This window comes from Alcaligenes ammonioxydans (assembly GCF_019343455.1).
GTDB lineage: Bacteria > Pseudomonadota > Gammaproteobacteria > Burkholderiales > Burkholderiaceae_B > Alcaligenes > Alcaligenes ammonioxydans.
In genome coordinates this window covers 2,722,854-2,743,124 of record NZ_CP049362.1, presented here as the reverse complement: position 1 = coordinate 2,743,124, position 20,271 = coordinate 2,722,854, and the positions used below count along the sequence as shown (strand labels likewise).

At 57.9% G+C, this 20,271-nt stretch carries 21 protein-coding genes; 17 read left to right on the top strand and 4 right to left on the bottom strand.

The genetic code is table 11. The annotated features are described in order from the left end of the window. Positions 1 to 33: 33 nt before the first annotated feature. The 14 genes from FE795_RS12620 (at position 34) to FE795_RS12555 (ending at position 14,319) form a co-directional block, all read left to right on the top strand. Positions 34 to 543: an A24 family peptidase gene (locus FE795_RS12620; protein WP_230406184.1), complete on the top strand. Its 510-nt coding sequence runs from the start codon at positions 34 to 36 to the stop codon at positions 541 to 543. Continuing rightward, complete coding sequence (locus tag FE795_RS12615; protein ID WP_230406183.1) at positions 525 to 1,064, top strand: TadE family protein; 540 nt, start codon at positions 525 to 527, stop codon at positions 1,062 to 1,064. The genes FE795_RS12620 and FE795_RS12615 overlap by 19 nt, the downstream gene beginning before the upstream one ends. Next, entirely contained in the window at positions 1,061 to 1,552 is a 492-nt protein-coding gene (locus FE795_RS12610) for a TadE family protein (RefSeq protein WP_003801141.1), read from the top strand. The genes FE795_RS12615 and FE795_RS12610 overlap by 4 nt, the downstream gene beginning before the upstream one ends. Further along, positions 1,549 to 2,502, top strand: a complete 954-nt coding sequence (gene cpaB, locus FE795_RS12605) for a Flp pilus assembly protein CpaB (RefSeq protein WP_219234992.1) — start codon at positions 1,549 to 1,551, stop codon at positions 2,500 to 2,502. The genes FE795_RS12610 and cpaB overlap by 4 nt, the downstream gene beginning before the upstream one ends. An 84-nt stretch (positions 2,503 to 2,586) precedes the next feature. Beyond that, entirely contained in the window at positions 2,587 to 3,921 is a 1,335-nt protein-coding gene (locus FE795_RS12600; RefSeq protein WP_219234990.1) for a type II and III secretion system protein family protein, read from the top strand. Between the two features lie 41 nt (positions 3,922 to 3,962). Next, complete coding sequence (locus FE795_RS12595; protein WP_230406182.1) at positions 3,963 to 5,216, top strand: AAA family ATPase; 1,254 nt, start codon at positions 3,963 to 3,965, stop codon at positions 5,214 to 5,216. A gap of 27 nt (positions 5,217 to 5,243) precedes the next feature. Continuing rightward, on the top strand, positions 5,244 to 6,578 hold the full coding sequence (locus FE795_RS12590; protein ID WP_059318031.1) for a CpaF family protein: 1,335 nt from the start codon (positions 5,244 to 5,246) through the stop codon (positions 6,576 to 6,578). Continuing rightward, a complete protein-coding gene (locus FE795_RS12585) occupies positions 6,579 to 7,502 on the top strand; it encodes a type II secretion system F family protein (RefSeq protein WP_003801132.1) in 924 nt (307 codons plus the stop codon). A 9-nt stretch (positions 7,503 to 7,511) separates the two neighbouring features. Continuing rightward, on the top strand, positions 7,512 to 8,492 hold the full coding sequence (locus FE795_RS12580; RefSeq protein ID WP_059318030.1) for a type II secretion system F family protein: 981 nt from the start codon (positions 7,512 to 7,514) through the stop codon (positions 8,490 to 8,492). 5 nt (positions 8,493 to 8,497) lie between these two features. After that, positions 8,498 to 9,493, top strand: coding sequence for a tetratricopeptide repeat protein (locus tag FE795_RS12575; RefSeq protein WP_059318062.1), 996 nt, complete (start codon positions 8,498 to 8,500; stop codon positions 9,491 to 9,493). A gap of 25 nt (positions 9,494 to 9,518) precedes the next feature. Continuing rightward, positions 9,519 to 10,016 (top strand): DUF3613 domain-containing protein, encoded by a 498-nt coding sequence (locus tag FE795_RS12570; RefSeq protein ID WP_219234988.1) that lies wholly within the window; start codon positions 9,519 to 9,521, stop codon positions 10,014 to 10,016. A 34-nt stretch (positions 10,017 to 10,050) separates the two neighbouring features. Further along, complete coding sequence (locus FE795_RS12565) at positions 10,051 to 12,123, top strand: pilus assembly protein TadG-related protein (RefSeq protein ID WP_219234985.1); 2,073 nt, start codon at positions 10,051 to 10,053, stop codon at positions 12,121 to 12,123. A gap of 20 nt (positions 12,124 to 12,143) precedes the next feature. After that, positions 12,144 to 13,547 carry a sigma 54-interacting transcriptional regulator gene (locus FE795_RS12560; RefSeq protein ID WP_003801127.1) on the top strand — a complete coding sequence of 468 codons (1,404 nt, stop codon included), beginning with the start codon at positions 12,144 to 12,146 and terminating at the stop codon, positions 13,545 to 13,547. 88 nt (positions 13,548 to 13,635) lie between these two features. Further along, entirely contained in the window at positions 13,636 to 14,319 is a 684-nt protein-coding gene (locus FE795_RS12555) for a DUF2968 domain-containing protein (protein ID WP_219234983.1), read from the top strand. Between the two features lie 124 nt (positions 14,320 to 14,443). Here the strand turns inward: FE795_RS12555 and FE795_RS12550 are convergent, their stop codons facing one another. The 3 genes from FE795_RS12550 to FE795_RS12540 are packed head-to-tail and all read right to left on the bottom strand — an operon-like array spanning position 14,444 to position 17,085. Further along, complete coding sequence (locus FE795_RS12550; RefSeq protein WP_059318026.1) at positions 14,444 to 15,616, bottom strand: vWA domain-containing protein; 1,173 nt, start codon at positions 15,614 to 15,616, stop codon at positions 14,444 to 14,446. Continuing rightward, positions 15,606 to 16,226, bottom strand: coding sequence for a GNAT family N-acetyltransferase (locus FE795_RS12545; protein ID WP_131070798.1), 621 nt, complete (start codon positions 16,224 to 16,226; stop codon positions 15,606 to 15,608). The genes FE795_RS12550 and FE795_RS12545 overlap by 11 nt, the downstream gene beginning before the upstream one ends. A gap of 1 nt (position 16,227) precedes the next feature. Further along, the gene (locus FE795_RS12540; RefSeq protein ID WP_003801120.1) at positions 16,228 to 17,085 is read right to left on the bottom strand and encodes an AAA family ATPase; all 858 of its coding nucleotides are present in this window, start codon (positions 17,083 to 17,085) and stop codon (positions 16,228 to 16,230) included. 232 nt (positions 17,086 to 17,317) lie between these two features. Here FE795_RS12540 and FE795_RS12535 point away from each other — a divergent pair, with 232 nt between their 5' ends. Together FE795_RS12535 and FE795_RS12530 are read left to right on the top strand one after the other, a co-directional pair. After that, on the top strand, positions 17,318 to 17,659 hold the full coding sequence (locus FE795_RS12535; protein ID WP_219236115.1) for a c-type cytochrome: 342 nt from the start codon (positions 17,318 to 17,320) through the stop codon (positions 17,657 to 17,659). A gap of 16 nt (positions 17,660 to 17,675) precedes the next feature. Next, complete coding sequence (locus tag FE795_RS12530; RefSeq protein ID WP_003801116.1) at positions 17,676 to 18,044, top strand: c-type cytochrome; 369 nt, start codon at positions 17,676 to 17,678, stop codon at positions 18,042 to 18,044. Between the two features lie 29 nt (positions 18,045 to 18,073). Here the strand turns inward: FE795_RS12530 and FE795_RS12525 are convergent, their stop codons facing one another. Then, a complete protein-coding gene (locus FE795_RS12525; protein WP_003801114.1) occupies positions 18,074 to 18,502 on the bottom strand; it encodes a DUF1841 family protein in 429 nt (142 codons plus the stop codon). A gap of 266 nt (positions 18,503 to 18,768) precedes the next feature. On the opposite strand from FE795_RS12525, the gene icd reads away from it, so the two are divergent. Beyond that, positions 18,769 to 20,025 carry an NADP-dependent isocitrate dehydrogenase gene (gene icd / locus FE795_RS12520; RefSeq protein ID WP_003801112.1) on the top strand — a complete coding sequence of 419 codons (1,257 nt, stop codon included), beginning with the start codon at positions 18,769 to 18,771 and terminating at the stop codon, positions 20,023 to 20,025. Positions 20,026 to 20,271 lie beyond the last annotated feature (246 nt).

Sequence of the window (20,271 nt, the reverse complement as noted above, 5' to 3'; positions counted from 1 at the left end):
AACAATGGCTGAGCCTTTAAGTTTGAATGGCTGATGCTTATGTTTGTTTTAATAAAACTTTCTTTTGTTTTTCTTCTGCTTTTCTTTTCCATTCAGATTATTTATTGCGATCTGAAATTCCGGAAAATCCCTAATACCGTACTAGTTTTCTATGGTTTGGCGCTTCTGCTACACAAGATCCTGGTCAGTGTGTTCTATGGCCTTCCCTGGGGATCGGTGGTGGGGTGGGGAGATTCGCTGATCGGTTTTGCCGCTGCCTTGCTCGTGTTTTATCCCATTTGGCTCGCACGCCTGATGGGGGCAGCCGATGTGAAACTGATGGCCGTGTTAGGGTTGGCGCTGGGGTGGAAAGAGGCAGGCATGGTGGTGTTGTTCGGCACAGTGCTGGCGGGTTTGCATGCCTTGGCGTTGGTGCTGATTCCATCATTGGAGCGCAAGTACGGATTCGCCTTGCCGGGTACCCGGGTCAAGGCGCGCAGTGTCCCCTTGGGGGCCTGGTTATCCCTTGCAACAATGGGGTGGGTATGGATGCAAAATCAATAATGCTCCCACGACAGGGTCAATTACCAAAGCGGCGAGGCGTCGATAAAAACTATCAATACGGAGCCTACGCGCTGGAATTTGCATTGGTTTTTCCATTGTTGTTTCTTTTTATGTACGGCTTGCTGACTTTCGGTTTGATTATGACCGCGCAGCAGTCTCTGAATTTTGCCGCCGAATCCGGTGCGCGGGCGGCGTTGATTGAGCCAGCGGCAGGAAACAGCGATCCGATGAGCAGCCCGGCTCGCTTGCAGGCACGGGCGGACCGGGCCCGGCAAGTAGCTGCCGATCACGTTCAATGGTTAAGCCATTGGGTGGGAAGTGAGCATGTGCGCGTCAGCGCCGATTTGTCACGCGAGGAAATCAGCGTCGGGATTGTTTACGACTACGTGCAGGCACCGCTGATTCCGCGTTTTGCACCCGATACCCTGTTTTCACTGGTCGTGCCCGAACAGCTAAAAGGGCATGCCCGCATCAATCTGCTGGTTGCGGGTGAGGTGGGCTTAGAGGGGGGCACGCCATGACTCATGCCCGCGCGTCCATTGCCGTTGCCCAGCGTCAGCATGGCGTGGCCGCCATCGAGTTTGCATTGATGGTGGGGCTGTTGCTGGTGATTTTCAGCGGCATCCTTACCTTCAGCTCATTCTTTCTGGCCCAGCAAAAGATGAACCATTTGCTGGGCGACCTTTCGCGCCAAGTAAGCATGCAGGTCAAGGCGGCTGACGGGATAGAGTCCTTTGTCAATGAGCAACTGGCCGAGAACTATGGCAAGGGCCAAGCAAAGAGCGACGCATTTTTGAACTGGTTCGGTGATCTCAGCGCCGAGGTCCAGTCCCAGGCCTGCACGTCCGAGCCCCTGTACGACTGCGCGCAACTTTCGTTGAAGCTGGATCTCGAGCCCGGCATTCTTTCTCAAACCCTGGACCTGCTCACCCCTGAAAAGGAAGGGGCGGATCCATTGCGCAGCTTAAGCGCCAAGACATTACTTGTACTCAGGAGACCACATTCATGAGCGGCATGATGAAGGGGGCAGCAGTCCTTTTATTGCTGGTCGCAGCCGTATTGGTTGCAGTTGCTTTGTACCTGGGCATGCAGCCCAAACCTGAAGTGGTCCAGCCTGTAGTGAGCACGCACAGCGCCAAGCCAGCGGCGACGCTTTACCCGGTCGTAGTCGCTAAACGGGATGTTAAAGCGGGAGAGGCCTTGCAGGCCGACGCGCTGGAGCTGGCCCAGTGGCCTGCCGCGCCGGCACAGTCTTTCGATACGCTGGAATCCTTGACGGGCAAGACGCTGCGTTTTGATCTGGGGCAGGGGCAGCCGGTATTGAGCAGCTTCATCGCCAAAAGTCTGGCCAGCTATCTGGACGCAGGCGAGCGCGCGGTCACGATTCCGGTTGATGTGATCTCGGGCGCCAGCAACCGGGTCGAACCCGGCGACCTGGTCGATATCTTCATGACCTTCAACAATGGCAACGAGGTCAAGGACACCCAGGCTCGCTTGCTGATGCCACGGGTACGGGTGCTGGCCTATGGTAGTGCCTCCCTGTCCGGGCCGGACCCCGCCGAAAACACCTCGGGCAATCGTGCTGACACGCAGGTTCGCCATGCCATGCTGGCAGTCCCTCTGGAGTCGGTAAACGAGCTTTTGCTGGCCAGTCGCAGTGGCAGTTTGCAAGTTGTCTTGCGTGCACCCAAGGACGAGAGCCTGCCTGATCCCTCCTTGTTTCCCGAGTTTGCGGGGCTGATCCCAGCGCGCACCGGGCTGGATGCGGAGCAGCGGGAGGCCTTGAAGCTACCCGATAACCGTGCCATGGCAGGTCTGGGCTTACGGGAGTTCACGATCAGCCAGAGCGAGAAAGAGCAGGTTCAGGCGCGAGCTCAGGCCAGCGGGCAGCCGAATGCCGCGCCGCCACGGCGCACAGAGGTGATTCGCGGTGGGCGTTTAGAGCTTATTCAGCATTAAGCAGCAAGGAGCTTGTTGTGGGGACGGGTCAGCCTGCCAGAGGCGGTTGACGAGAAGCGACGCAAGGCAGCATGGATTAAACACATGAGACAGAAAATCAGAAAAGCAGGTCTGGGTTTGGGGTGCTGGTATGCGCTCTGCTTGTCGGTTTTGGCACCGGTGCCTGTCATGGCGCAAGCGGCTCAAACCAGCGCCAGCCAGAAGGTGATACGCCTGGTGGCCAACGATCAGGATATTTTACGTTTGTCGCAAGTCCCGCTGCGTGTGGCGATTAGCGATGAAAGCGTGGCGGATGTGCAAATTCTGTCCGCATCGGCCGGGCAACGCGGCGAGGTGCTGCTGATTGGTAAACGCGCGGGCACGGCGGATCTGCGTGTCTGGATGCCGGGCCGCACGAATCCGGATCGGTGGACGATTGAAGTGAGCAGTCAGGTGCAACAGCAACTGGCGCAGGCCGGTCGTCCCATGTCGGCGCAGGTCTCCAGCGCCGGACAACAGGCTTTGATTACCGGCAGCAGCCCCTCTTTGCTGGACCATCAGGATGCCATGGCGGCCGCGCGTTCCGGCGCAAGCCCGGATGCGCCCGTGCTGGACCTGTCCGAGGTCAGTACCAGCGGCATGGTCCAGGTGGAAGTCAAAGTGGTGGAAGTTTCCCGCGAAGTCATGAAAGACATTGGCCTCAGTGCCAATGCCATCGGTGGCAAGCCCTGGACAGGCGGGGTGAACTTGCTGCCCCAGGCGATTTCGGGCGGATTGAGTCTGGCGTATAACTCCCGCAACTTCAGTGCGGCGTTGAATCTGCTTGAGCAAAACGGACTGGCCCGGATTCTGGCCGAGCCAACCTTGGTCGCCATGTCCGGTCATAGCGCCAGCTTCCTGTCCGGTGGTGAGATTCCTATCCCCAGCTCAGGGGGCCTGGGAACCACCACGGTGGAGTACAAACCTTTTGGTATTGGGTTGACGGTCACGCCGACGGTGCTCTCAGCCGAACGTATTGCCTTGAAAGTCGCGCCAGAAGCCAGCGAGCTGGATTACTCGCGCGTTGTGGAAATGCCGGGCGGGGGCGTGATGCCGTCTTTGCGTACCCGACGAGCCGACACCACGATCGAGCTGGGTGATGGCCAGAGCTACATCATCAGTGGCCTGGTGTCCCGTCAGACTGCCGCAGCGGTCAAAAAGATTCCTTTCTTGGGTGACTTGCCGATTCTGGGCAGTTTTTTCCGCAATGTGCAGTACAGCCAGAGCGAACTGGAGCTGGTCATTGTCGTCACCCCTCGTCTGATTAAACCGATCCAGAAGGGGGCAACGATAGCCCTGCCGGGAGGGCGTCAGGAAAAGCTGGATGACGCGCCGAATGCCTGGGGCTATTTCTTGCTGGGCCGACACGGCTATGAGCAGATGCCAGGGTTTTCGCGCTAAGCGCGTGGAGTGGTGACGTGCAACGATACCGGGAATATCTCTTGTGTACAGAGCACCCCGAGCTGGCCGTGATGATTAACGCGGCCGCCGCGGGGCTGCTGACGGTGCGGGCCATTGAACCCACGACCGAGAGTTTGCGCCGGGAGCTGGCCCAGCAGGCAGAGCCTTTGGTGTTTTTTGATTTCGTTCATGGGCAGCATGGGGACGAGAACGGGCAGGTGGTGGCGCTGGTGCGCAGCCTGGCCCGACTCGATGCCAGCGTGCAGCGTGTGGCAGTGGGCCGGGCGTCGGTTCCGCAAGGTCCGGTCAATGCCCTGCGAGCCGGAGCGAATGAATTTCTGGATCTGGATGCCAGGGAGGACCTGCATCATCAATTGCAGGTGTTGATAGAAAAGCTGGGCCAGACCCAGCATAGCCCTTTGTTGGACAAACCTTTTCGCAGCATTTTGCTGATGAGTGCCCGTATCGGCGTTGGCTGCAGTACGGCAGCCAGCAGTCTGGCCTGGTTGTTGCAGCAGGAAATGAACCGTTTGGGCAAAGAGAAGCGGGGAGTGTCATCGGCCAAGCCCTTGCCTGTCGAGCTGGTGCCCTTGAGTGAACGTGTGGGTCTGCTGGATCTGGGGGCTCCGACGGGAGACTGTGCGCTCTACATGGGCTTGCGGTCGGATTTTGACTTTATTCAGGCTGCCGCGCAGCGTCATCGCATGGACGACACCATGCTGCACTCGGCGCTGGCCCAGCACAGCAGCGGATTGAACCTGCTGTCCTTGCCGGCTGATGTCAATACGCTCAATCAGATCAGCCTGGAGGACTCCCTGAGTCTGTGCAGTTACCTGCGCGAACGCATGGGATGTCTGGTCATTGATGCCGGTGGCTTTCCCAACCCGCGTTTTCTGGTGGAGCTGGAGTCATTGGTCGATGAGGTGTTGATTGTCACGGATCAGAGCATGGGTGCGCTGGTCTCGCTGGCCGAGTTCCTGGCGCTAAGGACCCAGTTTGATGCGCTGGCCAATGTGCGCCTGGTGGTCAATCAGTTCGATCCCGCCTATGGCTTTTCCGGTCAGGCGATTGCCGAGCGTTTTGATCTGGAGCTGGCTGCCGTGCTGCCGGACCGGCGTCTGGGGCATATGCGCAGCGCGGGCCTGGGCAAGATTTTAGTGCAGGTCGATGAGAGGGACCCGTATACCCGCGCGTTGCAGAATCTGGCATCGGGGTTGACGGGACGCAGGCAGGGGCTGTCGCAAAACAAGGTCAGTACGGTTTTGGGACGGTTGAAATTCAGGTTCGGGGGCTGAACAGGCCCAAGCATGGAAAAGTAAGGCATGAACAATACTTCATTGCTCGGTGGGCGTCCCGACCTGATTCAGGTCCGGGAACAGGCCCATGAACATTTGCTGGCTCGTATCGAGGAGTTGGGAGCCGAGTTTGGTCGCTGGACACGGCAGGCCATTCAGGATTTTGTTGGCATTGAGCTGGCCAGCTTTGTTCGTTTGAAACGGGTGCCGGTCAACGAACAGGAGGTTCGGGAGATCGTCCAGGCCTTGACCCGCGAACTGGCAGGGCTGGGGCCGCTGGAGGACTTGCTGGAAGATCCTAGCGTTGAAGACATTCTGATCAACGGTCATGACAAGTTGTTCGTCTCGCGCGGTGGCGTTCTGCAGCGTGAACCCAGTGGCTTTACCGATGATCAGCATGTGCTGCGCATTGTGCGCCGTATTCTGGCCCCTCTGGGGCGCAGGCTGGATGAATCCGTGCCCATGGTCGATGCCCGTTTGCCCGATGGTGGTCGCCTTAATGTGGTGATTCATCCTTTGGCGGTCGATGGCCCCATGGTGTCTATCCGCAAGTTTCGCAAGGACCCGCTCAAACCAGAAGACTTGCTGCGACTGGGGGCGTTTGATGAGCCGGTGGACCGTCTGTTGCAGGCCGCCGTAGCCTCGCGCTGCAACATCCTGATTTCGGGTGGCACCAGCTCGGGCAAAACCTCCTTGTTAAATGCACTGGCGTTTTACATCCCCAAAACAGAACGGGTGGTGACGGTGGAAGATACCGCCGAGCTGGCTTTGAACCATCCCCATGTGGTGCGGCTGGAGGCGCGTCAGGCCGGGTATGACGGCAGTGGTGAAATCTCGATTCGTGAACTGTTGCGCAACAGCTTGCGTATGCGCCCGGATCGGGTCGTCGTGGGCGAGGTGCGAGGGGCCGAGGTAATCGATATGTTGCAGGCCATGAACACCGGCCACGAAGGCTCCATGGCAACAATCCATGCCAACTCGCCGCGCGAATGTGTCTACCGAGTCGAAATGCTGGCCGGTTTTGCCGGCTTTCAGGGCAGTGAGGACAGTTTGCGTCGGCAGATTGCCAGTGCGCTGGACTTCATCATTCAAATCGGTCGTTTGCCCAACGGTAAACGCCGGGTCTTGTCCATCACGGAAATCACCGGCATGGGCGATGGTGTCATCGCCATGCAAGAGCTGTATCGCCACGAGTCCTATGTGCTCGATGACGGCACCGAACAGGATCGCTGGGTCAGCCTGGGCATTCACCCACATACGCGCAAGCTGATGCAGTATCGCGATCAACTGGCCAATGAGCAGGTTCAGGCTCAGGAAAATGCGCCCAAGGAGGGTGGCGGATTCTGGGATTGGAGACGCTAAATGATGGCTTTGTATAGCGCCTTGGCGGCGGTCATCTTGATGCTGGTCGCTTTGTTGCTCTGGGCCAAAGGCGCTCAGCGCCAGCAGGCCCGGCGCTCGGCACAAGTGCTTGAACAGCAGTTGGCATTGCGTCCTGCCGTTCAAAGCAGCGTACGGGCCCAGCCTGCCGCTCAGGATGCCTGGCTGGCTGCGCCCAAAGGCTGGCGCGAGTTCATGTTGCGCACAGGGATTCAGCCGTCGCGTCGTTTCTATCTGATCCTTCTGCTCGGGACACTGGTCCCGCCCGCGCTTCTTTTGGCTCTGGTCGGCCCGGTGGCTGGCCTGGCCATGCTGATTGCGACCGTTTTGGGCGCCTACACCTACCTCTGGTTTCGAAGTGACAAGCGTCACCGCAAGATCGTCTCCCAGATCCCGGATTTTCTGGACTTGATGGTGCGCCTGATCACCATCGGTAATAGCATGGGAGCGGCATTTCTGAATGCAGCCGACAACACGCCACAGCCTTTGGGTCAGGTGCTGCAAGATGCCAACTCCTTACATCGCTCCGGTCAGGATCTGGATGTGGCCTTGCGTACGGTCTCGCGTCAGCACGGCTTGCATGAGCTTTTTCTGGTGGCTGCAGTCATTAGTGTGGCGATGCGTTTTGGGGGGCGCAGTGATCAGACCATGGAACGGATGGCCGGCTTCATGCGTGACCGGGAGAACGCCCGCAGCGAGCTGGTGGCCCTGTCGGCGGAAGTGCGGTTGTCGGCCTGGATACTGGCTTTATTGCCGATCCTGATCGGCGTCTACATCCTGATGTTCAATAACGAGCTTTTTCTGACCATGTGGAATGACCCGGTGGGGTTTCGCATGTTGTTGTTTGCAGCGGTCCTGCAGTGTGTGGGCTGTTATTGGCTGTATTGGATGGCGCGTAATGTCTAGGAGCAAGACATGATGGCCTTGGAAGCACAAACTGTTTTGGTCTGGGCCGCGGTGGCGTGTGCGTTGGCCGGCCTGATCCTGTTGGCTTTGTGGTTGCATCACTATTGGCAGCAGCGCCAGCAGGCTCTGCGCTTGAGCCAGGTGGTCGATGAGCGACTGAAAGGGGCACCACAGGGGGGGCATACGCCCAGTCAGTCTCGCCAGACGGTGGAACAAATCAAGATGCAGGCGGGCAGTCTGGGGGAGCGCTGGCTCAAAGGCCGCTTCGGCTCCAGTTTGCTGAGCGAGGAAGACCGCTTGTTGATCGCCAATGCGGGTTTCAGGCAGCTGGATGTGGCGCGTCAATATTTTGTCTTGAGTCGAGTGGGCTTGAGCGTCGTGTTGATCCTTGTATTCAGCTTGCTGCCGATGATCCGCCAACTCAATGACTTCGTGCCCTTTGTGTCGGTGTTCATCGGTTTTGCACTGGGTTGGATGCTGCCCAAATGGTGGTTGTTGCGCCGTGTGTCACAACGCCGCCAGCGTATCGCGACCGAGCTGCCCTTGTTTGTAGACCTGCTGCGTTTGCTGCAGGGAGTGGGCCTGTCGATGGACCAGACCTTGCATACCATTGAGCGCGAATTTCACGATGTGATCCCGGTTATGGGTTCAGAGCTGACCATCGCTGTCGAACAATATGCCCGCGGCCGTACCCGCGAGCAGTCATTGGAGCGGATTGCCAACGGCTTTACCAACGAGGATCTGGCCGTGATCTGCCGCTTGATTGTGCAGGTGGATCAGCATGGTGGCGCCATGCAGGAACCTTTGCACCGTTTTGGTGTGCGTTTGCGCGAGCAACGACGTCTGGAGCTGAAAGCCAAGGTAGGCAAATTAACCGTGAAGATGACAGGTGTCATGGTCCTGACCTTGCTGCCTGCTTTATTGATTATTACGGCAGGGTCAGGCTTTCTGGCTTTGTTCCGTGGCTTGAGCCAAGTGGCCGGAGGATGATTGTGATGAAGATATCGACTTGGATTCGTCCCGTGCTGCGCTGGGCTGCACTGGGCTTGAGCAGCACCTGGCTGGTGGCGTGCTCTACCACGGACTCTGCCTACGAACTGGTGCGTCAGCAACAGGAACAGGAGGCCTTTTTGCAGAGCAAGGAAATTGAGCACTGGGAAAAGCGCAAGCCTACCGACAGACAGATGGCCGTGCGCATGCTGCAAGAGACGCAGACGCAAGGGCGGTATTTTGCCTCGTTGGCTTATGCCGAGGCCATGGAAAAAGAGTATGGGGCCGACCCTGAGATCATGGTGTTGCGAGCGGAGGCCCAGCGTCAAACCGGCCAGCTTGAGCAAGCCGCGCACACCTTTAACGCGCTGCTCAACACACCGGTTGCCGCCAGGGCATATCAAGGTTTGGGGCTGATTGCCGGCTCACAACAGCACTTTGAACAGGCCGCCCATTTTCTCAAACAGGCTGCCGGGCGAGATCCGACCAATGCGATTTTGCAAAGTGACCTGGCTTACGCCTATCTGCGTTCCGGCCGACCTCAGGAAGCGCGCCTGGCCTTGGGCAAGGCGGCCGAGCTGGCTCCGGAGAACCCGAAGATTCTGAGCAATATGGCTTTGTATCTACTGGTCAGTCAGGAGACGCAACGCGCTGGTTTTGTCATGCAGCAAGCCGGTATGGATGCCGCGACCCAACAGGCGGTGGTTCAAATGGCCGAGCAAATCGGGCAGGAGCTCGAACAACTGCACGCGCGTCAGCAGCAGCAAAAACAGCAGGAGCAGTATCTGGCCGAGGCGACCCGGGATGAACAGGCTCGTGTCCAGGCGGTGGCATTGCGTCCGTCCGCCTCGATCAGGCCGGTTCAGGGGGGTAATCGCGCTGTGCCGTCACCGCCGCAGGCGGCATCGCGTGTAGTCCCGGCCGTGGTTTCTTCGTCCCAAGCGGGCCTGAACCGGCCCTTGCTCGAGAGCCTGGGCTCTGTGCCTTCTTCAATGAATTGATTGCCGTTTTTTCAAGGATATCGCAATGAATCGATCCCGAATTTTGGCCTGCTGCACTTTGTTGATGGCCACGGGCGCGTGGGCGCAGACACAAGCGCCGCTCACCGGCACCATGGGCTCTGGCACAAGGACTTATCCGCTCAATGCCCCTGCGGTCGCCGCCGGCAATCAGGGCGTTCACACGCCGGCAGTGCCTGCCGATGAGCCGCCCGCGGCCACGTCAGCGCCACGACAGCCTTACGAAACGTACCGTTTGACTGACAAGGAGGTGCATCCTTGGCCAGAAGTAGAAGGGTTGCCCGTGCATGTACAGAACGAACGTCGTCATATTCCACCGCGTCTGGAAGTGGGGCCGGATACTCGCAGCCTGCTCAGTATGCAGGCGGACCCTGAGCGTGAAGGTCAGGTGCTGCCTGTGCATGGAGCCGCCGCCAATCTGGCCTGGGAGCGCTATTTGAACAGCTTTAAGCATCCCATCCCTGAGTACATGACAGAGCGCATCAAAACCAACAGTGGCGATTAAGGCCTGCGAGGCCAGGGCGGGTCAGGAGAGCGAGATGAAATGGGGAAGAACGCGAACCCAGGGTGAACCGGCGCACAAGCAGCAAGGCTCAATTATTGTGCCCGCGGCCGCTGCACTGCTGGTCGGGGTGGTGCTGCTGGGGGCGGCCCATGTGGGACACAGTTTCTACGTGAAGCGCAGTCTGCAAAATGCCGCGGATCTGGCAGCCCTCGCGGGAGCACAGGCCCTGGGCTCCGGGGATCAGGCTGGTTGCCAGCAGGGTGAGGGCATGGCCCGATTCAGCCTGCGTAGCCAGCCAGATTCACCGGCTGCCGCCTTGAAAGGGGACGGGGTCATCGTTCTGTGTGGGAAATGGAATAGCAGCCATAGCGAGCCGGCACAACGCTTTGTTCCCACCTTGCCGGCGGACGCGGTGCGAGTGAAGTTGAGCTATCAGCCGCCTTCCTTATTCCCTTTTTATACTTCTCCGGTGATTGAGGCTGTGGCCACGGCCAGGAACAGTGAGCCGGTGGCCACGTTTTCGGTGGGCAGTCGTCTGTTGTCCTTAAAACGCAACGGCTTGGTCTATAACCTGCTACGTGGCGTGGGCCTGCGTCCCGATCAGTTGACGGTGCTGGATTCGGCCGGACTGGTCAATGCCAAGATCACCCCGTCGGGACTGTTGAAGGCACTGGGCCTGCCGGCAACGGTGATTGCCGGTGTGGGTACGCCTGAGGAGCTGGCCCGCCTGGAGCGGCTGACTCTGGCTGATTTGCTCAGTGCCAGTCTGGATTTGCTGGATCAGCAAAAGACATTGGGCCTGGATGTGGGCGCTTTGCAGGATTACATCAGGCTGCTGCTTGGGGTGGGGCCGTTGGATTTGCCAGTCAAATTGCTGGGCGAGGGCGGCATCTTGGCCCTGATCAACGGGGTGGACCCCTTGTCAGCGTTGAATGTGAATCTGGATGTGCTGCAACTGGTCAATACCGGGCTGGTGGTGGCCAATGGACAGAATCTGATTGATTTGAACCTGACGGCCTTGCCCTCGAGCCTGACCAATATGTTCAATAACGCCCTGGACTTGCGGGTGCGGGTGGTGGAGCCGCCCAGCATTGCCATGGGTGGCGTAGGCACCAAGGCAAACTCGGCGGGAGTGCGGGTGTATGTGAATCTGGACAGCTCCAAGATTCCACTGGCGGGCCCGATCCTGAAAGTGCTGGGCACCGAAGTGAGTCTGCCTATTATTATCGAACTGTCCCAAGCAACCGGGGAACTGGTGAATGTCTGCCGCGCCCCGATTGCTGAAAATCAAGCCACGATCGCGGTCAGTTCCTCGCTGGTGAACGTGTGTCTGGGCAAGTTCCCGCATTCGGACTTTTTCTCTACCAGCAACAGTTGCAAGGATGACTCTTTCGGGCAGATTCAGCGTCATCGCGTCATTAATGTGCTCGGTATTTTGCCCTTGACCGCCAAAGTGACCCTGCCCTTGATTGATACCAAGAATCCCGTTCAGGTAACACTGACCGCGCCGCCGGGCGAACCCTCCGAAAAGACCGTGAACGCCACTCAACTGGATCTGTCCCGCAGCGTGCGTTTGCTCTCGGACGCGGTCTTGTCGGGCATTTTGGGCGATTTGCTCAACACGCCCTGGAGTGGCGCCTCTGGCAAGCGCCAGATGGCCGAGAGTCTGGTCGGGGATGGGGCGGGGCGCTCCGTGTCTGAGGTCGTCAACGAGATGAACTGGTCCAAGGAACGCATGGACCAACTGGCCCGGACCATGAGTCAGAACGGCTTGATTGGTGTACTGGGCGGGACCCTGGGTTTTGTCGATAATTTGCTCACCACGTTATTAGGGGCCCCCTTAAGTGATCTGGCCTGTGTGATTGGTGGAATCGGGGGCCAGACAGCCATGCGTGAGTGCCGTACCGGCGCCGTGGAACTGTTGGTTTTCAAGGATTCCAACCTGGTCGGCGCGGTATTGAGCCTGGTCGTTGCCTTGCTGGACCCAGTCTTGCAGGGCTTGAGCCTGTTGCTGGAGGAGTTGCTTAAACTGCTGGGCCTCAGTCTGGTCGAGGCCGATGTGAAACTTCATGATGTGCAGTGTGGTACTGCCTATCTGGTGCAATAAGGCGGGAGGCGAGCACGGCAATGAGTGTCAGCTTTATGGGTAATGAGCCTGTTTTGTATGTCTGGGAGGGGAGTTCTGACCTGGTGACCCGCGCTGAGCGCGCCATGGAGCCCAGCTCGGTCGCGGTCATGCGCGTGGAGCCGTCCCTGGTACTGGACGCCGAGCGCCATCCCACGCGCCATGCGGTCGCGCTGGTGTCGGTCAGTGTGATGGCGCAGGGCCGGTTCGAGCAGCATCAGTGGCTGGTGGAGCATGCGATTCCGGTTATCTGGGTGGCGTCGGAGGAGCGGGGCTACGACCCTCGCTTTTATCCCTCGGCGTATTCCTACACATTACCCTTGTCCTTCAGTCCAGCCGAGTTGCGTACGCTAGTGGCCAAACTGGCCGGACTGACTGCACAGCTCGAGCGGGAAGGGCGGGGTGGGCCACAGCCTTTGGTGGCCGTCTCGCCTGTGATGCGGGCCCTGATTGCCGAGGCGGATATGTATGCTGACAGCGGGGCCAGCGTGCTGATCCATGGGGAAACCGGGGTGGGAAAGGAGCGCATTGCCCAATTGCTGCATGAGCGCTCCTCGCGTGCCCAAGGCCCTTTTGTTCCCGTGAACTGCGGAGCGGTGCCAGAAGGCTTGTTCGAAGCGCATTTCTTCGGTCACGCAAAAGGGGCTTTCACCGGCGCAATCGGGGCTCACAAGGGCTATTTTGAACAAGCCGACCAGGGAACCTTGTTTCTGGATGAGATCGGAGATTTGCCCTTGCATCAGCAGGTCAAGCTGCTGCGTGTACTGGAGCAGCGTTCTGTGACGCGCCTCGGATCAACGCAAGTGATTCCGGTGGATTTCCGGATGGTGGCCGCCACTAACAAGAACCTGTTGGGACTGGTACAGCAGGGTCAGTTCCGTGCGGACCTGTATTACCGTCTGGCGGTGGTGGAACTATTGGTCCCGAACCTGGAGCAGCGGGGCCCGCAAGAAAAAATTGCTATTTTCTGTGCCCTGCTGGAGCAGGCTCTGGAGTGTGATGTCGAGGACATTCCCCAGTGGGTCCTGGATGCCGTAGGCAGCATGCGCTTTAACGGGAATGTGCGTGAGCTGGCCAATCTGGTGGAGCGCGTGGCGGTCATGAGCAAGCAGTTCGGAGCCTGGGAGTCCGTGCAGTTGCGGCAGGTGCTCGAACGCTTTAATGCGCCGGTCAGGACCCCGGCGACGGCCCTGCCCGAAGGCGCGACCATTCTGGAACGGCCCGAGCCGGCCATCAGCCTCAGTGCTCAGGAGCAGGAAGAACGCGCCCGCATTATCGCTGTGCTGGACACGCAGAACTGGCGGCGCCAGGACACGGCGGCTGTTTTAGGCATTTCCCGTAAAGTGTTGTGGGAAAAGATGCGCAAATTCAACATAAAGGCACAAGACGCGACATCGCGCGTTTAGAATACGGGGCTGATTCTGTGTATCAAGCTAAACACAAAAAATTGATTAACAAGGGATGGGTATGGTGAACCTTAGTCAGAAGACGGCTATGTTGCTGTCCGTGGGCGGACTTCTTTTATTGTCGGCGTGCAGCTCGGTGTCTTTGGTCCAGGAGCCGGAGCGTCCCGTGGTGGCGCAAACCCAAGAGCAGGAAGTCCAGGAAGTGGCCCCGGTCGCGGCAGCCGAGCCTGCCTCTGCGCCAGCAGCACCAGCTTATCAGAACACCACCGTGGCCCAGTTGCAGCAGTTGATCCAGGCGCGTGGGGTACAGGAGCTGCGCACGGCCTACAACGGTCGCTTTGGAGCCAGTCTCTTGTTCTCGGCCGAAACCATGACCTACTACGTGGCTCTGTTCCAGCAGCGTGAGTTCTGGCGTGTCTTCAAGACCACGGACGAATCCCTGGCTGAACGCATGTACACCCAGTACCGTCAGGATACGGTTGATTTTGCTGCCGCCGATCTGGAACGCATCAAGCTGCAGGCAGAAGTGGCCAATGCAGAAAAGAAACTCAATGAAAGCGCAGACCAATTGACGGTTTTGCAAAACGATCTGGCTTTGCAGCGCCAGCAGGAAGCCTTGGCCATTGCCCAGCGTGAGGAGTCGCGCCGTGAGGCACAGGCCCTGGCCGAGCAGGAACGGGAGGCGCGTGAGCAGCTGCGTGAATTGCAGCGGCAGATCAAGGAACTGGAGCAGCAACGGGCAGGGATGTTGCAGCGGCAGAAAGGGCGCTGATCGCTCCATTTTAAAAATGTGAAGAAAAACCCGCATGGTTTCATGGCTCTGCGGGTTTTTTACAGCTGATTGAAAAGACCCGAAACCCGGGTCTTTTTGTTTCCTGCTTGATAGAAGGCTGACGCTAGCGTGACAAGTACCGCATCGCCTCTTCCAGCCCTGCGCTGGTAACGGGGTACATGTGATCGGACATCAGGTTCTGGATGATGGCGATGGACTGGCGGTAAGGCCAGTAAGCCTTCGGCTCGGGGTTGAGCCAGACGATGCGGGGCCAGTGGTCGTTGAGCCTTTGCAGCCAGGCCGCGCCGGTCTCCTTGTTGTAGTGCTCGACCGAGCCGCCAGGCGCCATGATTTCATAGGGGCTCATGGTGGCATCGCCCACAATGATGATGCGCCAGTCCTCGTTGTACTTGCGCAGCAAATCCCAGGTATCCAGTCGTTCACTTTGCCGTCGTGAATTGTGTCGCCATACCGACTCATACACGCAGTTATGGAAGTAATACGCTTCCAGGTGCTTGAACTCCGAGCGGGCCGCCGAGAAGAGAGATTCCACCTGAGCGATGTGGTCATCCATGCTGCCGCCCACATCCAGCAACATCAGCACATTGACGCGGTTTTGCCGCTCCGCCTGCATGTGTAGATCCAGCATGCCCGCATTACGGGCGGTCTCGCGTATGGTGCTCTCCAGATCCAGTTCGGTGGCGGCACCTTGCCGTGCGAAGCGTCGCAGTCGACGCAAGGCCATCTTGAAGTTGCGAGTGCCCAGCTCCTGCTGGTCATCGTAATCCACGAATTCGCGTTTTTCCCAGACCTTGATGGCGGTGCGATTGCCGGCCGATGGGCCACCGATACGGATACCTTCGGGATGGTAGCCCCCGTGGCCAAAGGGCGAGGAGCCGCCGGTGCCAATCCACTTGCTGCCCCCCGCGTGACGTCCCTGCTGCTCTTTCAGACGTTCCTTGAACATCTCCAGCAGTTTGTCCAGGCCATGCTTTTCCAGAGCGGCTTTTTGCTCGGGGCTGAGATGACGCGTCAGCGTTTTGCGCAGCCAATCTTCCGGCAAGGTTTTGTCTTTGGCCAGCGCTTCCAGTTGTGGCTGGTAAAACTCGCCAAAGGCCAGATCAAAGCGATCGTACAGCGTTTCGTCTTTAATCAGCACCAACCTGGACAGATGATAGAAATCGTCCAGGGTGGGCGGCATGATGCCTTTGCACAGGGCGTCCAGCAGGGTCAGGTGCTCCTGGATCGAAACCGGTAGTCCGCGCTCGCGCAGGTGGTAGAAAAAATCAAGCAACATGGCTGTGCTGCCTTAGTTTGTCGAGCAAGTGGGCGCGTGTGTCGGGCCACTCGCCTGCCATCAGGCTGTAGAACATCGTGTCGCGGATGGTACCGTCGCGGCGGAGGGCATGGTGGCGAACCCGCCCATCAAAACGCGCTCCCAGGCGAGTGATGGCTTGTTGGGATTTGAGGTTCAGATGATCGGTACGCCAGCCCACGACGCCAGCCCCTAAGGTCTCGAAGGCGTGTTGCAGCAAGAGTAGCTTGGCCGCTGTATTGACATGGCTGCGCTGCGCGCTGCGTGCGTACCAGGTGTAGCCAATTTCCAGCCGGGCCACTGGCGCGACAATGTCATGGTAGCGAGTGGTGCCGACGGCGCGTGCCGTCGTCAGATCGCGTACCAGAAAGGGCAGCATATGGCCTTGCTCCAGACCGTCCAATGCCTTTTTGACATAGTCCTGGGCCTGGCCGGGGGCGGGCACGCTGGTCACCCGTACATTCCAGAGCTCGCCGTCGGCCGCGGCGGCTTCCAGCAGTTCCGCATGCGCCAGTTGCAAAGGCTCAAGTCGCACTCCCCATCCTTCCAGTGTCAGGGGGGCAAGCGGCTGGGAGAAAGCGCTCGCTTGCATATCAGCTCCTGCGCTGGCTGCGTTGGCTCATGGCGGCCAGGCGTTGCATCAAGGACAGATCCTGTTCGTTTTTCAACAGGGCACCGGCCATCGGGGGCAGACCTTCGTCCAGTTCGTGCAGGGCCTCGGCAGGAATGTCGTTGGCCAGCAGCAGACGCAGCCAATCCAGAAACTCCGAGGTGGAGGGCTTTTTCTTCAGCCCCGGTACCTCGCGCAAGGCAAAAAAAGTATCCAAGGCGCTAGCCAGGATGTCGCTGCGCAGATTGGGGTAATGCACGGCCACAATCTGTTCCATGGTCTCGCGCTCGGGGAAACGGATGTAGTGAAAGAAACAGCGGCGCAGGAACGCGTCGGGCAGATCTTTTTCGTTATTGGACGTAATGATGATTAAAGGGCGATGGCGTGCCTTGACGGTCTGGCGAGTTTCGTAAACATGAAACTCCATGCGATCCAGCTCCTGCAGCAAATCGTTGGGGAACTCGATGTCGGCCTTGTCGATCTCGTCGATCAATACGACGGCCGGCTCTTCGGACTCAAAGGCTTGCCACAGTGTGCCCTGCACAATGTAGTTGCCAATATCGCGGACTTTTTCATCGCCCAGTTGCGAATCGCGCAGACGCGAGACCGCATCGTATTCATACAGGCCTTGATGTGCCTTGGTGGTGGACTTGATGTGCCACTGCAGTAGCGGGCGGCCCAAGGCGCGGGCCACTTCCAGGGCCAGCAGCGTCTTGCCGGTGCCAGGTTCACCTTTGATCAACAACGGACGCTGCAGTGTCAACGCGGCGTTGACGGCCAGCTTCAGATCATCGGTGGCAACGTATTGATCGGTGCCTTCAAAACGGGTCGTAGTAGTCATAAAGCGGCTCAAACTTGTACTTAAAATGTTGATCTGTCAAGAATAGAAACTCGGGTATAAATACTAGTATCAGTCATCCTTGGCAATTATCATACAATCGACTCAGTACTCGTCGGTCAGCATCACAGAGCCAGGTGTCGCGTTGTTTCACCTTTTGCTGCAATGGACGCAGAGCCTGACCCAGACCGTTTTCAACTCCACAACAAAGCGAATAGCGATGATGAAGTTGCAAATGAAGCGGTATGTCTCTTTCTTTCTTCTGGCCTCAAGCGCCTGTCTGCCCTTGGCAGCCAAGGCGCAGGATTCCGCGCCGATCAAGGCCGATCCCGAGGCGGCGCGCGACAAGATTTCCATGTGTATAGGCTGTCATGGCTTGCCCGGTTACAAGGCCAGCTTTCCCGAGGTCTATCACGTCCCCATGATTGCCGGGCAAGGAGCCGCGTACATCGAAGCAGCGCTTAAAGAGTACGCCAGTGGTGCCCGAACCTTCCCCACCATGCAGGCCATTGCCCAGAGTTTGTCAGAGCAGGACATGGCCGATATTGCCGCGTACTACGCGGCCATCAAACCTTAAGGACGGGGAGGTGGATATGAAAAAAGCAGTCGTGCTGGTGCTGGTGGGATTGATGGCCGGTGCGGGCGCTCAAGCCATGGCGGCCGACGATCTGGTTACGGCAGGTGGGCAAGCCTGGAAGAGACTCAATTGCGCATCCTGTCACGGAGAGGACGCGAAAACCCCCTTGAACCCTGAATACCCTGTGTTGGCCGGTCAGCATGCAGATTACCTGCGTCAGGCCTTGATGGCTTATCAGCGTGGACAAAAGGGGGCGCCGGCCAGCTCTAACATTCGCAAAAATGCCGTCATGGGCGCCATGGCCAACACCATGAGTCAGGCCGACATTGACAGCGTGTCAGTCTGGCTCTCGCGCCAGCCTGGTCCCTTGAGCACCCGCAAGTAAGCATTACCCGGCGCAGAGGCGTGGCGCTGTTAATCGCGCGTGCTGTGGCGCAAGATGAGTTCGATGTAGCGTTCGTTGTTCAGCGGTGTGCCCAGCCGTTGTGCCTCCCAGATGACTTCGCCCAGCGCTTCCATGATGATATGGGCTGCGGCATGTGGGTCGTGCGTGGCCAATAGGCGCTGGTAGGCGTTTTTGATGCCGGGTGGCTGATCAATGGATAGCTGCTCATTAATGGCCAGATGCATGGACAGATGCAAGAAGGGGTTGCTGCGTCCTTGCTCGACCGAGTAGTCCTGGTTGAGGGCATCGGCGTTGCGCAAATCTTCGTGGTATTCGGGGTGCTGTTGCACCAGATCCACCGCCATGGTCTCCAGAGCCGTCAACAGATGACCGCTCTGGTGCTTATCCCAGGCTTCGATGAAAAATTGGCGAACCTGTTCGCGAGAGGGGTTGAACATGGTGGAATCAAGAAAAAAGGGTCAGGAAATCGGTACGGATGCTGCGTCAGTGGCGTCCAGTTGTGTAGGCGATAGGCCCATACAAGCGGCAAACGGGGCCGTGTAGAATAGATAAGTTGTCAAGAATGCAAGCATTTTTGGCAAGCTTTGAGTTTACAGGTGCCTGAATACGCGCGAATTAAGTTAAACTCTTATATAAGACTTCGGAAACGCGAAAGCGTTCCGTGTTCAGCTATCCCTAATATTGGAGCACAACTGGAGCATCCATGTCCTATCAGCATATCAAGATCCCCGCGTCGGGGCAGAAAATTACAGTTAACGCGGATTTTTCCCTGAATGTTCCCGATCAACCCATTATTCCTTACATCGAGGGTGATGGTACGGGTGTGGATATTTCGCCAGTCATGATCAAAGTGGTCGATGCTGCCGTTGCCAAAGCTTACGGTGGCAAGCGCAAGATCGAATGGATGGAAGTGTACGCCGGCGAGAAATCCACCAAGGTATACGGTTCCGACGTGTGGCTGCCAGAAGAAACCCTGGATGCCGTTAAAGACTACGTTGTTTCCATCAAAGGCCCTCTGACCACTCCCGTTGGCGGTGGCATCCGTTCCTTGAACGTGGCCCTGCGTCAACAACTGGACCTGTACGTCTGCCTGCGCCCTGTGCGCTACTTCAAGGGCGTTCCTTCGCCTGTGCGTGAGCCAGAAAAGACCGAAATGGTCATTTTCCGCGAAAACTCCGAAGACATTTACGCTGGTATCGAGTTTGCTGCCGAGTCCGAAAACGCCAAGAAGCTGATCGACTTCCTGCAAAACACCCTGGGCGTGAACAAGATTCGCTTCCCCAATACCTCCGGCATTGGTGTCAAGCCCGTGTCCCGCGAAGGTACCGAGCGCCTGGTGCGCAAGGCCATCCAGTACGCCATCGACAATGATCGCTCTTCCGTGACGATCGTTCACAAGGGCAACATCATGAAGTTCACCGAAGGTGGCTTCCGTGATTGGGCTTACGAACTGGCTCAAAAAGAATTCGGCGCCGAGCTGATCGACGGCGGCCCATGGTGCAAATTCAAGAATCCCAAGACCGGTCGTGAGATCATCGTCAAGGATTCGATTGCTGACGCCTTCTTGCAACAGATTCTGCTGCGCCCTGCCGAGTACGACGTTATCGCCACACTGAACCTGAACGGCGACTACATCTCCGACGCGTTGGCTGCACAAGTGGGTGGTATTGGTATCGCTCCTGGCGCCAACCTGTCCGACTCCGTAGCCATGTTCGAAGCTACCCACGGTACGGCTCCCAAGTACGCTGGCAAAGACTACGTGAACCCAGGTTCGCTGATCCTGTCTGCTGAAATGATGCTGCGTCACATGGGTTGGACAGAAGCTGCTGATCTGATCATCTCCAGCATGGAAAAATCCATCACCTCGCGCAAAGTTACGTATGACTTTGCCCGTCTGATGGAAGGTGCGACCCAAGTGTCCTGCTCCGGCTTCGGTGACGTGATGATCGAAAACATGTAATGAAAACAGGCTTTTAAGCCAGTTTTCTACATGACAAACCGCCGACCTTCGGGTCGGCGGTTTTTTTTCGCCCCATGCTTTGGCAGGCTGTTCTGCGCCTTTTTTATTTCTGCTTTTGTGCTCAAAATATTTTTGATCGTTAGTTTTATGCAATTGAAACGGCGGATGATTTGTAATTTTTACTAGGTAAATACCCCTATAAACCCAATAAAACAAGGGGTTTTGTATGTTTTTCTGGTTATTAAT

What these genes read in the sequence shown, in the direction of transcription:
- FE795_RS12620 (WP_230406184.1), top strand. Translation starts at nt 34, where the DNA reads ATGCTTATGTTTGTTTTAATAAAACTTTCTTTTGTTTTTCTTCTGCTT.
- FE795_RS12615 (WP_230406183.1), top strand. Translation starts at nt 525, where the DNA reads ATGGATGCAAAATCAATAATGCTCCCACGACAGGGTCAATTACCAAAG.
- FE795_RS12610 (WP_003801141.1), top strand. Translation starts at nt 1,061, where the DNA reads ATGACTCATGCCCGCGCGTCCATTGCCGTTGCCCAGCGTCAGCATGGC.
- cpaB (WP_219234992.1), top strand. Translation starts at nt 1,549, where the DNA reads ATGAGCGGCATGATGAAGGGGGCAGCAGTCCTTTTATTGCTGGTCGCA.
- FE795_RS12600 (WP_219234990.1), top strand. Translation starts at nt 2,587, where the DNA reads ATGAGACAGAAAATCAGAAAAGCAGGTCTGGGTTTGGGGTGCTGGTAT.
- FE795_RS12590 (WP_059318031.1), top strand. Translation starts at nt 5,244, where the DNA reads ATGAACAATACTTCATTGCTCGGTGGGCGTCCCGACCTGATTCAGGTC.
- FE795_RS12585 (WP_003801132.1), top strand. Translation starts at nt 6,579, where the DNA reads ATGATGGCTTTGTATAGCGCCTTGGCGGCGGTCATCTTGATGCTGGTC.
- FE795_RS12580 (WP_059318030.1), top strand. Translation starts at nt 7,512, where the DNA reads ATGATGGCCTTGGAAGCACAAACTGTTTTGGTCTGGGCCGCGGTGGCG.
- FE795_RS12575 (WP_059318062.1), top strand. Translation starts at nt 8,498, where the DNA reads ATGAAGATATCGACTTGGATTCGTCCCGTGCTGCGCTGGGCTGCACTG.
- FE795_RS12570 (WP_219234988.1), top strand. Translation starts at nt 9,519, where the DNA reads ATGAATCGATCCCGAATTTTGGCCTGCTGCACTTTGTTGATGGCCACG.
- FE795_RS12565 (WP_219234985.1), top strand. Translation starts at nt 10,051, where the DNA reads ATGAAATGGGGAAGAACGCGAACCCAGGGTGAACCGGCGCACAAGCAG.
- FE795_RS12560 (WP_003801127.1), top strand. Translation starts at nt 12,144, where the DNA reads ATGAGTGTCAGCTTTATGGGTAATGAGCCTGTTTTGTATGTCTGGGAG.
- FE795_RS12555 (WP_219234983.1), top strand. Translation starts at nt 13,636, where the DNA reads ATGTTGCTGTCCGTGGGCGGACTTCTTTTATTGTCGGCGTGCAGCTCG.
- FE795_RS12550 (WP_059318026.1), bottom strand. Translation starts at nt 15,616, where the DNA reads ATGTTGCTTGATTTTTTCTACCACCTGCGCGAGCGCGGACTACCGGTT.
- FE795_RS12545 (WP_131070798.1), bottom strand. Translation starts at nt 16,226, where the DNA reads ATGCAAGCGAGCGCTTTCTCCCAGCCGCTTGCCCCCCTGACACTGGAA.
- FE795_RS12540 (WP_003801120.1), bottom strand. Translation starts at nt 17,085, where the DNA reads ATGACTACTACGACCCGTTTTGAAGGCACCGATCAATACGTTGCCACC.
- FE795_RS12535 (WP_219236115.1), top strand. Translation starts at nt 17,318, where the DNA reads ATGAAGCGGTATGTCTCTTTCTTTCTTCTGGCCTCAAGCGCCTGTCTG.
- FE795_RS12530 (WP_003801116.1), top strand. Translation starts at nt 17,676, where the DNA reads ATGAAAAAAGCAGTCGTGCTGGTGCTGGTGGGATTGATGGCCGGTGCG.
- FE795_RS12525 (WP_003801114.1), bottom strand. Translation starts at nt 18,502, where the DNA reads ATGTTCAACCCCTCTCGCGAACAGGTTCGCCAATTTTTCATCGAAGCC.
- icd (WP_003801112.1), top strand. Translation starts at nt 18,769, where the DNA reads ATGTCCTATCAGCATATCAAGATCCCCGCGTCGGGGCAGAAAATTACA.